The organism is Mycobacterium sp. NGS59 (genome assembly GCF_059812345.1).
The window spans coordinates 127,607-141,554 of sequence record NZ_JCALCN010000002.1; the positions used below are offsets into that span (position 1 = coordinate 127,607).

The 13,948-nt window shown below is 66.4% G+C and carries 13 protein-coding genes and 1 pseudogene; 11 read left to right on the plus strand and 3 right to left on the minus strand.

Going from position 1 to position 13,948, the window contains the following annotated elements; genetic code table 11:
• Positions 1 to 11: 11 nt before the first annotated feature.
• From AC5Y46_RS03125 to AC5Y46_RS03170, 10 genes are all read left to right on the plus strand, one after another.
• Entirely contained in the window at positions 12 to 926 is a 915-nt protein-coding gene (locus tag AC5Y46_RS03125) for a 3-oxoacyl-ACP reductase (RefSeq protein WP_499943686.1), read from the plus strand.
• 195 nt (positions 927 to 1,121) lie between these two features.
• Positions 1,122 to 1,886 (plus strand): MlaE family ABC transporter permease, encoded by a 765-nt coding sequence (locus AC5Y46_RS03130; RefSeq protein ID WP_499990076.1) that lies wholly within the window; start codon positions 1,122 to 1,124, stop codon positions 1,884 to 1,886.
• Between the two features lie 46 nt (positions 1,887 to 1,932).
• The gene (locus AC5Y46_RS03135) at positions 1,933 to 2,775 is read left to right on the plus strand and encodes an MlaE family ABC transporter permease (protein WP_499943662.1); all 843 of its coding nucleotides are present in this window, start codon (positions 1,933 to 1,935) and stop codon (positions 2,773 to 2,775) included.
• A 5-nt stretch (positions 2,776 to 2,780) separates the two neighbouring features.
• On the plus strand, positions 2,781 to 3,989 hold the full coding sequence (locus tag AC5Y46_RS03140) for an MCE family protein (RefSeq protein ID WP_499990078.1): 1,209 nt from the start codon (positions 2,781 to 2,783) through the stop codon (positions 3,987 to 3,989).
• On the plus strand, positions 3,989 to 5,041 hold the full coding sequence (locus tag AC5Y46_RS03145) for an MCE family protein (protein WP_499990080.1): 1,053 nt from the start codon (positions 3,989 to 3,991) through the stop codon (positions 5,039 to 5,041). Before AC5Y46_RS03140 ends, AC5Y46_RS03145 begins: the two co-directional genes overlap by 1 nt.
• Positions 5,031 to 6,107 carry a virulence factor Mce family protein gene (locus AC5Y46_RS03150; RefSeq protein WP_499990081.1) on the plus strand — a complete coding sequence of 359 codons (1,077 nt, stop codon included), beginning with the start codon at positions 5,031 to 5,033 and terminating at the stop codon, positions 6,105 to 6,107. Before AC5Y46_RS03145 ends, AC5Y46_RS03150 begins: the two co-directional genes overlap by 11 nt.
• On the plus strand, positions 6,104 to 7,522 hold the full coding sequence (locus AC5Y46_RS03155; protein ID WP_499990083.1) for a virulence factor Mce family protein: 1,419 nt from the start codon (positions 6,104 to 6,106) through the stop codon (positions 7,520 to 7,522). The genes AC5Y46_RS03150 and AC5Y46_RS03155 overlap by 4 nt, the downstream gene beginning before the upstream one ends.
• Positions 7,519 to 8,673 (plus strand): MCE family protein, encoded by a 1,155-nt coding sequence (locus AC5Y46_RS03160; RefSeq protein ID WP_499990084.1) that lies wholly within the window; start codon positions 7,519 to 7,521, stop codon positions 8,671 to 8,673. The genes AC5Y46_RS03155 and AC5Y46_RS03160 overlap by 4 nt, the downstream gene beginning before the upstream one ends.
• Positions 8,674 to 8,685: 12 nt before the next feature.
• Positions 8,686 to 10,356 (plus strand): virulence factor Mce family protein, encoded by a 1,671-nt coding sequence (locus AC5Y46_RS03165; protein WP_499990087.1) that lies wholly within the window; start codon positions 8,686 to 8,688, stop codon positions 10,354 to 10,356.
• A gap of 22 nt (positions 10,357 to 10,378) precedes the next feature.
• On the plus strand, positions 10,379 to 10,762 hold the full coding sequence (locus AC5Y46_RS03170; protein WP_499990290.1) for a hypothetical protein: 384 nt from the start codon (positions 10,379 to 10,381) through the stop codon (positions 10,760 to 10,762).
• Here AC5Y46_RS03170 and AC5Y46_RS03175 read toward each other — a convergent pair.
• The 3 genes and pseudogenes from AC5Y46_RS03175 to AC5Y46_RS03185 all read right to left on the minus strand — a co-directional run.
• Positions 10,689 to 11,063, minus strand: a pseudogene (locus AC5Y46_RS03175) (hypothetical protein); the annotation flags it as partial. The gene AC5Y46_RS03170 and the pseudogene AC5Y46_RS03175 sit on opposite strands and share 74 nt — an antisense overlap.
• Positions 11,064 to 11,131: 68 nt before the next feature.
• The gene (locus AC5Y46_RS03180) at positions 11,132 to 12,622 is read right to left on the minus strand and encodes an alpha,alpha-trehalose-phosphate synthase (UDP-forming) (protein ID WP_499990088.1); all 1,491 of its coding nucleotides are present in this window, start codon (positions 12,620 to 12,622) and stop codon (positions 11,132 to 11,134) included.
• Positions 12,622 to 12,786, minus strand: a complete 165-nt coding sequence (locus tag AC5Y46_RS03185) for a hypothetical protein (protein WP_499943649.1) — start codon at positions 12,784 to 12,786, stop codon at positions 12,622 to 12,624. Before AC5Y46_RS03185 ends, AC5Y46_RS03180 begins: the two co-directional genes overlap by 1 nt.
• A gap of 212 nt (positions 12,787 to 12,998) precedes the next feature.
• Here AC5Y46_RS03185 and AC5Y46_RS03190 point away from each other — a divergent pair, with 212 nt between their 5' ends.
• Positions 12,999 to 13,934, plus strand: coding sequence for an enoyl-CoA hydratase (locus AC5Y46_RS03190; RefSeq protein ID WP_499943647.1), 936 nt, complete (start codon positions 12,999 to 13,001; stop codon positions 13,932 to 13,934).
• The last annotated feature ends 14 nt before the right edge of the window (positions 13,935 to 13,948 follow it).

A 13,948-nucleotide genomic window follows, 5' to 3' on the forward strand; every position in this document is an offset into this window, starting at 1 on the left:
AAACTAGAGGTATTCATAAATTGAGCAGCAACAACGCGACTGATCTGTCCGGCAAGGTCGCGGTGGTGACCGGTGCCGCCGCCGGCCTGGGCCGCGCGGAGGCGATCGGCCTGGCCCGGTTGGGCGCCACCGTCGTCGTCAACGACATCGCCGCCGCGCTGGATTCCTCGGATGTCCTCGACGAGATCGGCACGGCCGGATCCAAGGGGGTCGCGGTCGCCGGGGACATCAGCGCCCGCGAAACCGCCGACGAACTGCTGACCACCGCCGACGGACTGGGCGGGCTGGACATCGTCGTCAACAACGCCGGCATCACCCGCGACCGGATGCTGTTCAACATGACCGACGAGGACTGGGACCAGGTCATCGCCGTGCACCTGCGCGGCCACTTTCTGCTCACCCGCAACGCCGCAACGTACTGGCGCGCCAAGGCGAAAGAAGCCAAGGAAGGCCGCGTCTACGGACGCATCGTCAACACGTCCTCGGAGGCCGGACTGGTCGGCCCGGTCGGGCAGGCGAACTACGGCGCCGCCAAGGCGGGCATCATCTCGCTGACGCTGACCGCTGCCCGCGCGCTGAGCCGCTACGGGGTGTGCGCCAACGCGATCGCCCCGCGCGCCCGCACCGCGATGACGGCCGACGTGTTCGGTGCCGCGCCGGAAGACGGCGAGATCGACCCGCTCTCACCCGAACACGTGGTGACCCTGGTCGGGTTCCTGTCCTCCCCGGCGGCGGCCGAGGTCAACGGGCAGGTGTTCATCGTCTACGGCCCGAAGGTGACGCTGGTTGCCGCGCCGACGGTGGAGCACCAGTTCGATGCCGGCGCCGCGGCCTGGGAGCCCGCTGAGCTGAGCACGACTATGCAGGGCTACTTCGCCGGCCGGGACCCGGATCGCAACTTCGCCGCCACCGCGCTGATGGACTGATCCCGAAAGACGACCCGCAAGGCGACAGTGCCGAAGTACCAGGTGTGCATCTTCGCTGCAAAAAATTGCGGGGTTCATCGACACCCAGAACTTGTTCTAGTTAATATGAGCCCGCTCACACCAAGCAACGAGTCATCCAACGGTGTGTTTCCGGTCAAGAAAAATCGCCGCGAGCCGCAGATTGGAGGACCCGGTTTGTTGCAACGAGTTGCGGTTCCCGCCCGGGCCGTCGGCGGCTTCTTCGAGATGTCGATGGAGACCGCACGCGCCGCGTTCCGGCGGCCGTTTCAATTCGCGGAGTTCCTGGATCAGACCTGGATGATCGCGCGCGTCTCCCTCGTGCCGACGCTGCTGGTCTCCATCCCTTTCACGGTGCTGGTCGCCTTCACCCTGAACATCCTGTTGCGCGAGATCGGCGCCGCCGACCTGTCCGGTGCCGGGACGGCTTTCGGCACCATCACCCAGCTTGGCCCCGTCGTCACGGTGCTGGTGGTGGCCGGCGCCGGCGCCACCGCGATCTGCGCGGACCTGGGTGCGCGCACCATCCGCGAGGAGATCGACGCGATGCGGGTGCTGGGCATCGACCCGATCCAGCGGTTGGTGGTGCCCCGGGTGTTGGCGTCGACACTGGTCGCGGTGCTGCTCAACGGCCTGGTCTGCATCATCGGCCTATCGGGCGGTTACGCCTTCTCGGTGTTCCTGCAGGGCGTCAACCCCGGCGCGTTCATCAACGGGTTGACCGTGCTCACCGGCCTGCGCGAGCTGATCCTGGCCGAAGTCAAGGCTTTGTTGTTCGGGGTGATGGCCGGGCTGGTCGGCTGCTATCGCGGTCTGACCGTCAAGGGCGGCCCGAAGGGCGTCGGCAACGCGGTCAACGAAACCGTCGTGTATGCCTTCATCTGTCTGTTCGTCATCAACGTGGTCATGACCGCCATCGGCGTCAGAATCTCGGCCAAGTGAGGGACGGGGTAACGATGGGGGGAGTTCGAGCGATGGTGAACATGCGATGAGCTACGACGTCACCTTTCGCCTGCGCAATTTCTTATCGAGGTTCGCCGAACCGGTCGACAACTTCGGCGAGCAGGCGTTGTTCTACGGCGAGACGTTCCGTTACGTGCCCAACGCCGTCACCCGCTACCGCAAGGAGACCATCCGTCTGGTCGCCGAGATGACGCTGGGCGCGGGCGCGCTGGTGATGATCGGCGGCACGGTCGGGGTCGCGGCTTTCCTTACGCTGGCATCCGGCGGCGTCATTGCGGTACAGGGCTATTCGTCGCTGGGCAACATCGGCATCGAGGCGCTGACCGGGTTCCTGTCGGCCTTCCTCAACGTGCGTGTCGTCGCACCCGTCATCGCCGGCATCGCGCTGGCTGCCACCATCGGCGCCGGCGCCACCGCACAGCTGGGCGCCATGCGGGTTTCCGAAGAGATCGACGCCGTCGAATGCATGGCCGTGCACTCGGTTTCGTATCTGGTGTCGACGCGGTTGATCGCCGGCCTGGTCGCGATCGTGCCGCTGTACTCGCTATCGGTGCTGGCCGCGTTCTTCGCGGCGCGCTTCACCACGGTCTTCGTCAACGGCCAGTCCGCCGGCCTCTACGACCACTACTTCAACACCTTCCTGATCCCGTCCGACCTGCTGTGGTCGTTCCTGCAGGCCATCGTGATGTCGATCGCGGTGATGCTGGTGCACACGTATTACGGCTACAACGCCAGCGGTGGGTCGGTTGGCGTCGGCATCGCCGTCGGGCAGGCGGTCCGCACGTCGCTGATCGTCGTCGTCGTCATCACCCTGTTCATCTCGCTCGCCGTCTACGGCGCGTCCGGCAACTTCAATCTCTCGGGATAGCGGCGATGTCAGACACTGGATCGCGACGCACCGCCGGCCGAGTGGCCGCGGCGGTGCTGGGCTCGGTGTTGGTGGCCTCGGCGGTCTTCACCTACCTGTCCTATTCGGCGGCGTTCACCTCCACCGAGACGGTCACGGTCTCCTCGCAGCGGGCCGGGCTGGTGATGGAACCCGGCGCGAAGGTCAAGTTCCGCGGCATCCAGGTCGGCAAGGTCGAGGACATCACCTACAGCGGTGACCAGGCACGGCTGAAGCTGGCCATCTACAGCAACGACATGCACTACATCCCGTCCAACTCAACGGTGCACATCGCCGGCAACACCATCTTCGGCGCCAAGTCTGTGGAGTTCATTCCGCCCGCAGCCGACAAACCGGCGGCTCCACCGCTGCGTAACGGCGCCCAAGTGCAGGCCGCGGCGGTGCAGCTGGAAGTCAACACGCTCTTCCAATCGCTGATCGATGTGCTGCACAAGGTCGACCCGATCGAATTGAACGGCACGCTCAGCGCGCTGTCCGAAGGCCTGCGTGGCCACGGCGACGACCTCGGCGCGCTGCTGTCGGGGACCAGTACCCTCGCCCACCAAGTGAATCCGAAGCTACCGGCGCTGCAGGACGTCTTCCGCAAGGGCGGCACCGCGCTGGACTACTACGGTGCGGCCGCCCCCGACCTGAACACCGTGTTCGAGAACCTGCCGACCATCAACCGGACGGTGGTGGATCAGCAGAGCAACCTCAACACCACGTTGTTGGCCACCATCGGCCTGGCCAACAACGGTTACGAGACGTTGGCGCCGGCCGAACAGAATCTGATCGACACCGTCAACCGGCTCCGCGCCCCGCTCAAGGTGACCGGGGAGTACTCGCCGGAATTCGGCTGCCTGTTCGCCGGTATCGACCGGGGCATCAAGGAGTTCGCCCCGTTGCTCGGAGTCAAGAAAGCCGGTCTGTTCACGTCCTCGAGTTTCGTCATCGGCGCGCCCGCCTACACCTATCCGGAGAGCCTCCCGATCGTCAACGCCTCCGGCGGGCCGAACTGCCGAGGCCTGCCCAACATTCCGACCAAGCAGACCGGCGGATCCTTCTACCGGGCACCGTTCCTGGTCACCGACAACGCGCTCATCCCGTATGAGCCCTACACCGAGTTTCAATTCGACGCGCCTTCCACGCTGCAGTTCCTCTTCCACGGCGCCCTGGCCGAGAGGGACGACTTCTGATGGCCAGCGGGGCAATGCCGTCGCACCGCTCGATGGTGATCAAGGTCAGCCTGTTCACCATCGTCATGCTGGTGATGAGCGCGGGCCTGGTAGTGGTGTTCGGTGACTTCCGGTTCGGTTCGGAGCAGAAGTATCACGCCACCTTCATCAACGCCTCGAAGCTGAAGGGCGGACAGAAGGTGCGCATCGCCGGGGTCCCGGTCGGGGCGGTGTCGGGGGTCAAACTGAACCCGGACAACACCGTCGACGTGGAGTTCGGCGTCGACGAGCGCTACACGCTGTATTCGTCCACCCGGGCGTTGATCCGCTACGAAAACCTGGTGGGCGACCGGTATCTGGAGATCACCTCCGGCCCCGGAGAACTGCGCAAGCTTCCTGCCGGTGGGACCATCAACTCCGCGCACACCCAACCCGCGCTCGACCTCGACGCATTGCTGGGCGGACTCAAGCCGGTGCTCAAAGGCTTGGACGCGGACAAGATCAACGCGATCAGCGGCGCCGTCATCGAATTGCTACAGGGCCACGGCGGGGCGTTGTCCAACGTGCTCGCCGACACCAGCGCCTTCTCCACGACGCTGGGCAAGCGCGACCAGCTCATCGGCGACGTGATCAACAACCTCAACACCGTGCTGAGCACCATCGACCAGCGCAGCGCGCAATTCTCGACCAGCGTCGACCAGTTGCAACAACTGGTCGAGGGACTGGCCAACAACCGCGACTCGATCGCCGGCGCGATCCCGCCGCTGGCGTCGACGACGACGGATCTGACCGACTTGCTGAGGAATTCACGCCGCCCGCTGCAGGGCGTGCTGGAGAATGCTCGGCCGTTGGCTACCGAACTGGACACCCGCAAGGACGAGATCAACAACGACGTCGAGCAGCTCGGCGAGGACTACCTGCGGCTGGCCGCGCTCGGTACGTACGGATCGTTCTTCAACATCTATTTCTGCTCGGTCACGATCAAGATCAACGGCCCGGCAGGTTCGGACATCCGGCTCGGGCTCGGAGGCCAGGTCGATTCCAGCAAGGGGAGGTGCGCGTTTGCCAAGTAAGGGGAAGCCAAGCAGCAAGCGTGACCGCGACCCGCTTCGCACCGGCATCATCGGCCTGGTCGTGGTGACCTGCGTCGTCCTGATCGCCTTCGGATACGCCGGGCTGCCGTTCTGGCCGCAGGGCAGGACCTACGAGGCCTACTTCACCGACGCGGCCGGTATCACCAAGGGCAACAGCGTGCTGGTTTCGGGCGTCAAGGTGGGCAAGGTCAGCGACGTGACCCTGGCCGGGGACAGCGCCAAGGTCACGTTCACCGTCGACCGCCACGTCGAGGTAGGCGACCAGTCGCTGGCCGCTATCCGCACCGACACCATCCTGGGTGAGCGTTCGGTCGCGGTGAGCCCGGGCGGCCGCGGGCACGGGAGCGTCATCCCGCTGAGCCGGACCACGACGCCGTACACGCTGGCCGGTGCACTCGAGGATCTCGGCGGCAACGCCACCAACCTCAACAAGCCGCAGTTCGAGCGCGCGCTGAAGGTGCTCACCGACACCCTGCACGACGCGACCCCGGGGTTGCGCGGCGCGCTGGACGGCGTCACCTCGCTGTCGCGCTCGCTCAATACCCGCGACGAGGCGCTGCAGGGTCTTCTGGCGCACGCCAAGTCGGTGACGGCGGTGCTGTCCGACCGGGCCGGGCAGGTCAGGAAGCTGGTGGACCAGGGCAATGAGCTCTTCGCGGCACTCGACGAGCGCCGTGCCGCGCTCAGCGCGCTGATCTCCGGCATTCAAGGCGTCTCCGCGCAGCTGTCCGGCTTCGTCAACGACAACCGCCGGGAGTTCGGTCCGGCCCTGACCAAGATCAACCAGGTGGTGGGCAACCTCAACGAGCGGCGCGACTACATCGCCGAGGCCCTCAAGCGGTTGCCCACCTACGCCACCGAGCTGGGTGAGGTCGTCGGATCGGGGCCCGGCTTCAACGTCAACGTCTTCGGCGCGATCCCGGCGCCGCTGGTCGCGGCCATGTTCGACTTCGTCTTCCAGCCGGGCAAGCTGCCCGACAGCCTGGCCGACTATCTGCGCGGAATGATCCAGGAACGCTGGACGATCAGGCCGAAGTCGCCATGACCACCAAGCAACGTTTCGGCGGCACCAAGGGGCTGCGGACCATCGCCATCGTCGTACTGGTGGCGGCGCTGGTGGGTGGTGTCTACGTGCTGCTTTCCGCCGGCAAGAGCGGCCGCAAGCTCACCGCCTACTTCACCTCCGCGGTGGGCCTCTACCCCGGCGACGAGGTACGCATCCTGGGTGTGCCGGTCGGCGAGATCGACTCGATCCAGCCGCGGGTCTCCGACGTGATGATCACGATGACGTTGGCCGACGACGTCAAGATCCCCAAGGACGCCAAGGCCGTGATTATGTCGCCGAACCTGGTGGCGGCGCGGTTCATCCAGATCTCGCCGGCCTACACCGCGGGTCCGGTGTTGGCGGACGGCGCGAGCATCGACCTGTCCCGCACCGGGGTTCCGGTGGAATGGGACGAGGTCAAGAAGTCGCTGACCGAGCTGTCCGTCTCGCTCAGTCCGGCGGCCGGCGAGATGCAGGGGCCGGTGGGCGCGGCGATCAACCAGGCCGCCGACACTCTCGACGGCAACGGTGAGTCGTTCCACAACGCGCTGCGTGAGCTCGCCCAAGTCGCTGGGCGCCTTGGGGATTCGCGCGGCGACATCTTCGGTACGGTCAAGAACCTGCAGATCCTGGTGGACGCGCTGTCGCAGAGTAACGAGCAGATCGTGCAGTTCGCCGGGCATGTGGCCTCGGTGTCGCAGGTGCTGGCCGACAGCTCGCGCGACCTCGACCAGACCCTGGGCACGCTCAACCAGGCGCTCTCCGACGTCCGCGGATTCCTGCAGGAGAACAACTCGACGTTGATCGAAACGGTCAATCAGCTCAAAGACTTCACCCAGACCTTGAGCGACGAGAGTGAGAACATCGAGCAGGTCCTGCACGTCGCAGGTCCCGGTATCGCGAACTTCTACAACATCTACGACCCCGCGCAAGGCACCCTCAACGGCCTGCTGTCGCTGCCCAACTTCATGAACCCGGTGCAGTTCATCTGCGGCGGTTCGTTCGACACCGCGGCCGGCCCGTCGTCGCCGGACTACTTCAGGCGCGCCGAGATCTGCCGCGAGCGGCTGGGACCGGTGCTGCGCCGGCTCACCGTGAACTATCCGCCGATCATGTTCCACCCGATGAACACCATCACCGCCTACAAGGGCCAGATCATCTACGACACCCCGGCTACGCAGGCTAAAGCGCAGACGCCGGTTCCCGAACTGACCTGGATTCCCGCGACGGGCTCGGGGCAGCAGCCCAACTCGCCGGGCAACGTCACCGACCTGCAGAGCCTGTTCGTGCCGACGGCTCCCGGGCCGGGTCCCGCCGCCCCACCGGGATACGGTCCCGCGCCAGGGCCCGCGCCGGCCGCGGCGCCCGGTCCGCCTCCGGGACCGCTGCCCGCCGAGCAAGGGGGCGGCAGATGAGACGGATCTGGGTGCGCGCCGGCGCGTTGGCGGCCGGCAGCACGCTGCTCGCCGGTTGTTCCTTCGGCGGGTTGAATTCCCTGTCGATGCCCGGTACCGCCGGGCACGGCGGAGGTGCCTACTCGATCACCGTCGAACTCAAGGACGTGGCGACGCTGCCGCAGAACTCGCCGGTGATGGTCGACGACGTCACCGTCGGCAGCGTGGCCGGGATCGCGGCCCAGCAGCGCCCCGACGGATCCTTCTACGCCGCGGTGAAACTGGCGCTGGACAAGAATGTGCAACTGCCCGCCAACGCGATCGCCAGGGTGTCGCAGACCTCGTTGCTGGGTTCGATGCACATCGAGCTGGCCGAGCCGACGGGCCGGCCGGCGCAAGGGCGGTTGCGTGACGGCTCGCGCATCCGGGAGGCCGACACCAGCCGCTTCCCGACCACCGAAGAGGTGTTCTCGGCGCTGGGTGTGGTGGTCAACAAGGGCAATGTCGGTGCGCTGGAAGAGATCACGGACGAGACCTACCGCGCCGTGGCCGGACGGCAGGGCCAATTCGTCGACCTGGTGCCGCGGCTCGCCGAGCTGACGTCCGGGCTCAACCGCCAGGCCAACGACATCGTCGCCGCGATGGAAGGGTTGGACCGGTTCACGGCGGTCCTGGCTCGCGACAAGGACAACCTGGGCCGCACCCTGGACACGCTGCCCGAAGCGATCCGCGTGCTCAACAAGAACCGCGACCACATCGTCGAGGCGTTCGGCTCGCTGCGCAGGCTGGCCAACGTCACCTCGAATGTGCTGTCGAAGACCAAGACCGACTTCGCCGCGGACCTCAAAGACCTGTACTCGGTGGTCAAAGAGCTCAACGACAACAGGAAGAACTTCGTCACCTCGTTGCAGCTGCTGTTGACGTTCCCGTTCCCCAACTTCGGGATCAAGCAGGCGGTGCGCGGCGACTACCTCAACGTGTTCACCACCTTCGACCTGACCCTGCGTCGCCTCGGGGAGACGTTCTTCACCACCAGCTACGCCCTGGACCCGAACATGATGCACATGGATGAGGTGCTCACTCCGCCCGAGTTCTTGATGGGCTCGCTGGCCAGCTTGTCCGGACAAGCGGCCGACCCGTTCAAGATTCCGCCCGGCACGGCAGCACAGTAGAGGCGGGGGAAGATGCTCGACAGACTCACCAAGATTCAGCTGTCCATATTCGCGCTGATCACCGTGATCACCCTGACCGTGATGGCGATCTTCTACCTGCGGCTGCCGGCTACGTTCGGCGTCGGAACCTACGCCGTGAGCGCCGATTTCGTCGCCGGCGGCGGGCTGTACAAGAACGCCAACGTCACCTACCGCGGCGTGGAAGTCGGACGGGTGGAGTCGGTTGGGCTGAACTCGAATGGCGTCACCGCCGAGATGCGGCTCAACAGCGGCACCCCGATTCCGGCCAATGTCACCGCCACGGTCAAGAGCGTGTCGGCGATCGGTGAGCAGTACATCGACCTGGTGCCGCCGGCGAATCCGGTGCCGGGCAAGCTGAGCAACGGTTCCAAGATCACCCGCGCCAACACCCAGATCGGTCAGGATGTCGCCGACCTGCTGAAGAAGGCCGAGACGCTGGTCAACAGCCTCGGCAACACCCGGCTGCGCGAGGTGCTGCACGAGGCGTTCCTGGCGACCAACGGCACCGGCCCCGAATTGGCCAGGCTCATCGAATCGGCCCGGTTGTTGGTGGACGAGGCCAACGTCGACTATCCGCAGGTCTCGCAACTGATCGACCAGGCCGGCCCGTTCCTGGAAGCCCAGGTCCGGGCGGGTGCCGACATCAAGTCGCTGGCCGACGGGCTGGCCCGACTGACCACCGAGGTCCGGGTCGCCGACCCCAGGCTGCGCGACACGCTGGCTACCGCCCCGGGTGCGATCGACCAGGCCAACGAGACGTTCTCGGGCATCCGCCCGTCGTTCCCCGCCCTGGCGGCCAACCTGGCCAACCTGGGCCGGGTGGGCGTGATCTATCACAAGTCGATCGAGCAACTCCTGGTGGTGTTCCCGGCGCTGTTCGCTGCGATCACCACCGCCGCCGGCGGCGCGCCGCAGGACGAGGGCGCCAAACTTGACTTCAAGCTCGACCTCAACGACCCGCCGCCGTGCAGCACCGGGTTCATCCCGGCGCCGTTGATGCGGACGCCGGCCGACGAGACGGTCCGCGAAATTCCTCGTGACCTGTATTGCAAGGCCGCCCAGAACGACCCCACCGACGTGCGCGGCGCCCGTAACTACCCGTGCCAGGAGTTCCCCGGCAAGCGCGCACCGACTGTCCAGCTGTGTCGTGACCCGCGCGGTTTCGTACCGATCGGCTCCAACCCGTGGCGCGGTCCGCCCGTCCCCTACGGCACCCCGGTCACCAACGGGCTGAACATCCTGCCGCCCAACCACTTCCCGTACGTTCCGCCGGGAGCCGACCCCGACCCGGGCATCCCGATCGTCGGTCCGCCGCCGCCGGGCGTGATACCGGGGCCGGGTCCGGCGCCGCATCAGCCTGCGTTCAACCATCCGCCGCCCAACGACAGCGGGCCGCCACCGGGCAACCCGTCCTACATGCCACCGAACGTGCCGCCGGTGCCGCCGCAGCTGCCGTATCCGAAGTACCTCGAGCCGCCGCCACCTCCGCTGGGCACGGGCGCCCAGCCGCAGGCCGGCGGTCCGGCCTACACCACCTACGACCAGGCGACCGGCCGATTCACCGATCCCGCCGGCGGCACTGGTATCTTCGCGTCCGGCGTGACGGGCACGTCCAGCGCGGAGAATTGGGTGGACCTGATGCTTGCGCCTAAAGCGCTTTGACGAATTGCAGTTGGATTTGGTGTTGACAGATGACCAGTTGACGGCGCCGCGGGTGCGTCGCAAGGCTTCGCGCGCCGCGGGGCCTCCGAAAGTCGAGTCGAAAGGTTCGGAGCCGACCGAAGCCGTTGCCGAGACGGTCGTCGCCGAGCCCAGGGTCGAACGCTCGGTCAAGCTGAGCAAGCCGGCGGGCAAGCTCCGCCCGCCGCGGCGCCGACCGGCCCATACCCGGCTCGTCGGCTGGATCTCGTTCGCGGCCGCGTTGCTGGCGATTGCCGTCCTGGCTTCGGGCGTCGCGGTCCTGTTTGTGCAGCACGGGCACGCCAATGTGCGGCAGGCCACGCAATGCCTTCCGATTTCTTCACATCGAAGCTCCACAGCATGCTGCTCATCCGGGCCCGCCCGCTGAAGTTCTGGATATGCTCGGCGCGGGTGTTGTTCGCCGGAGTCGTGGCGACCACGTTCAGTGCGCAGTTCATCGCTATCACGATCGGGTCCGAATAGTCGTTCATATTGCGGGTTCCCGACGGCTGAGCGCACAACGTCGTGATCGCCCAGACAGCACCGGACACCCCGGCCTCGTTGAGGGCATAGTTACCGTCGGCCGGCGGCCCGAGCGCGTAGGCAGGGCTGTCGGAATCCAACGCCATTCCTACTGCGACAGTCGCGCTGGCGACGGCGCCGATGGCAAGTCCGCGACGGATTCTCACATCAAACTCCTCTACCGTGCTCTTGCTGCATCTGAGTATCACAGCGTTTCGGCGGCAGCACCATGGGTTCAGTCAGAGCCGTCGGGACGCGATTCGGTCAGTGCGTCCAGAAACGCCCTGGCCCAGCGGTCCACGTCGTGGGCGAGCACCTGGCGCCGCAGTGCCCGCATCCGGCGCCGACCCTCCTCCTCGGACTGGTTGAGTGCCGCCTCGATCGCATCCTTGACGCGTTCGAGGTCGTGCGGGTTGACCAGATAGGCCTGCCGCAATTCGGCTGCGGCACCGGTGAATTCCGACAGCACCAGGGCGCCGCCCAGGTCACTGCGGCAGGCGACGTACTCCTTGGCGACCAGGTTCATGCCGTCGCGCAACGGGGTGACCAGCATGACGTCGCTGGCCACGAAGAACGCGACGAGTTCATCACGCGGGACCGGCCGGTGCAGGTAGTGCACCACCGGATGGCCGACTTCGGCGTACTCGCCGTTGATGTGGCCGACCTGCCGCTCGATGTCGTTGCGCAGAATCTGGTAGCTCTCCACGCGCTCGCGGCTGGGCGTGGCCAGCTGGATCAGCACGGTGTCGTCGCGTTTGGCGCGCCCTTCGGCGAGCAACTCGTCCAGCGCCTTGAGCCGCACGTCGATGCCCTTGGTGTAGTCCAGCCGGTCCACCCCCAGCAAGATCTTGCGGGGGTTGCCCAGCTCGGCCCGGATCTCGCGGGCGCGGCGTTTGATGTTGCGGTCACGCGCGGCCTGGTCCAGCGCGCCGGAGTCGATGGAGATGGGAAAGGCGCCTACCCGGATGTTGCGGTTCTCGAACTGCACTTCACCGAAACGGGAACGCACCCCGACAGCGCCGCGTGAGGTCTCGGCCCCCATCAACCGCCGCGACAGGATCAGGAAGTTCTGGGCACCGCCGGCCAGGTGGAAGCCCACCAGGTCGGCCCCCAGCAGCCCTTCGATGATCTCGGTGCGCCAGGGCAACTGCATGAACAATTCCACCGGCGGGAACGGAATGTGGAGGAAGAAACCGATCGTCAGATCCGGGCGCAGTTCGCGCAGCATCTTGGGCACCAACTGCAGCTGGTAGTCCTGCACCCAGACGGTGCCGCCCTTGGCGGCGGCCCGGGAGGTGGCTTCGGCGAACCGGCGGTTGACGTCGACATAGCGTTCCCACCAGGTGCGGTGGTAGATCGGCTTGACGATGACGTCGTGGTACAGCGGCCACAGGGTGGCGTTGGAAAAGCCTTCGTAGTAGTCCGCGACGTCCTCGGCGCTCAGCCGGACCGGATAGAGCTGAAGGTCGTCCTGGACGATCGGAGCGTCCTGGGTCTCGATGTCGGAATCCACGACGCCGGGCCAGCCGATCCAGGCGCCGCGCCGTTTGCGCAGCAACGGCTCCAGGGCGGTGACCAGGCCGCCCGGGCTGCGTTTCCAGCTGGTGGTGCCGTCGGGGAGCCGTTCCTGATCGACCGGCAGGCGGTTGGCGACGACGACGAAGTCAGAGTCGCCGTAGCCGGCGGAGGGGGGCGTTTTGGAGGTACGGCCGCCTCTGGCAGCCATTAGCCGTCGAGCTTCGCCGGCCCAATACCGAGCATGGACAAGAAGACGCGGCACTCGTCGGCGTCGTTGGCGTAGGCGGCGACAACGCGTCGGGCCTGGCTCGCGGTGCTGTCGGCCAGCGGTTCCACGTCGCCGATTTCGCCATGGTCGGTCTTAGTAGGCATCCCACAACTGTAAGGGACGTCACGTTGCAGCTCGCCATGCGCATCCCGTTGCCCGCTTCCGGCGAGGGTGCACAGAGTCCGCGGACAGGCCGGACGAGCCGGGATTCCGCGCACGCTCGGCCGCTCGACGTCACGTTGGCCCCAGCGATGGTCCGCTACAGACTGTCCGTAATGTGTAAACACCTAGCCCGTGACAATGTGAGGTGGGCCCAATGACACTCTCCGATCAGGACAGCGCCGAAGCACAGGCCTACGAGCCCCCCGAGCTGGTGGCCTACGAAACCCTCGACGAGGGACGCATCGCGCGGATCTGGTTGAACCGGCCTGCCGAACACAACGCGCAGAACCGCACCCTGCTGGTCCAGCTGGACGAGGCTTTCCTGCGCGCCGAGGCCGACGACACGGTGCGGGTGATCATCCTGGGCGCGCGCGGGCGCAACTTCTCCGCCGGTCACGATCTGGGTTCCGAGGCGGCGCTGGCCGAGCGCAAACCGGGACCGACGCAGCACCCCACGTTCCGCGCCTACGGCGCCACCCTGGAGCCGATCGTGGAGAAGCTGTATCACCAGGAATGGCACTTCTTCTTCGAGAACACCACCCGCTGGCGCGATCTGCGCAAGATCACCATCGCCCAGGTGCAGGGCAACGCGATCTCGGCGGGGCTGATGCTGATCTGGGCGTGCGATCTGATCGTCGCGGCTGACAACGCGAAATTCAGCGACGTGGTCGCGGTGCGGTTGGGTATGCCGGGCGTCGAATACTATGCCCACCCTTGGGAATTCGGGGCGCGTAAGGCCAAAGAGCTGCTGCTGACCGGTGATTCGCTGGACGCCGACGAGGCCTACCGACTGGGCATGGTGTCCAAGGTCTTCCCGGTCGACGAACTCGACGAGAAGACACTGGAATTCGCGCGGCGCATCGCCGAGCGGCCGACGATGGCCTCGCTACTGGTGAAGGCGTCGGTCAACGCGGCGTCGGACGCGATGGGATTCACCGAGGCGCTGCGGCACGCGTTCCACATCCATGAGCTCGGTCACGCGCACTGGGCGGCCCACAACGAGAACAGAGCGCCTGTCGGTCTGCCGCCCGACGTCGAGGATTGGCGCACCGCTCGACCGACCCAGGTCGCGCGCCGCGATCAGCCGTAACTCACCGAAAGGGA